We start from the raw sequence: 782 nt of genomic DNA, 5'->3' as shown, positions 1-782 counted from the left end.
ATCGTATTATCGGTCAATTAGACTTCAGTGACGCCATCAAACAGTTTGATCGCCTTAAAGAGGCTGCGAAAGGCGCGTGGGAAGGTATAAGCGCCGGCTGGAAGCAATACATTGAGCCAATTCTCAAGAAATTGGGGATCGGCGACCTCAAGGCGTTCATTCAATCAACCGCAGACGAGGCGGCAGATCTATCCGCCTTCGGCGCTGACCTGATGAATGGTGACCTGCCTAGCGCGGCCATCAAAAAGCTAATGGAGCGGCGTAAGTCGCGGATCGATGCGGCACAATCTGGTCAGGCCGTTATCGAGTCAGCGAACGTCGCAGCCGGGATTAATGCCCCTCGCGGCATCCGAAACAACAACCCTGGCAACCTTGAGTACGCAGGCCAACGCGGGGCCAGCCGAGAGGAGGCGGAGCGGTTCGCAAGATTCCAGACCCCTCAAGAGGGGCTAGATGCCCTTGCACGACAACTCCGGCTTTACGGAACGCGTGGTCTGAACACCATAAGAAGCGTAGTTGAAAGATACGCACCGAGGAAGGATGGCAATAATGTTGACTCATATGTCGGTCATCTCTCTCAATTGATGGGAATCAGTGAGGGTGAGAAGTTCGACGTTAACAATGACCCTGCCGCCCTTAAGGCGCTGATGAATGCAATCATTCAGCATGAAAATGGGATCAATCCATACAGCGCTGACATGATCAATCAAGCTGCCGGCATGGCGCCGGTCAACCTTACCCAGAACGTGCAAATCAGCGTTGCAGGTACGGAAGACCCCTAC

General features: G+C 53.8%; 1 protein-coding gene. It reads left to right on the top strand.

Features of this window, described 5'->3' with window-relative positions:
- The coding region (locus tag RCF13_RS20235; protein WP_308141519.1) for a hypothetical protein at positions 1-782 on the top strand (782 nt) is incomplete at both ends.

It is taken from the genome of Stenotrophomonas maltophilia group sp. RNC7 (assembly GCF_030910085.1).
GTDB classification, from domain to species: Bacteria; Pseudomonadota; Gammaproteobacteria; order Xanthomonadales; family Xanthomonadaceae; genus Stenotrophomonas; species Stenotrophomonas sepilia.
Note: the sequence above shows the minus strand (reverse complement) of the source record. Positions and strands in the feature narration are given on the sequence as shown.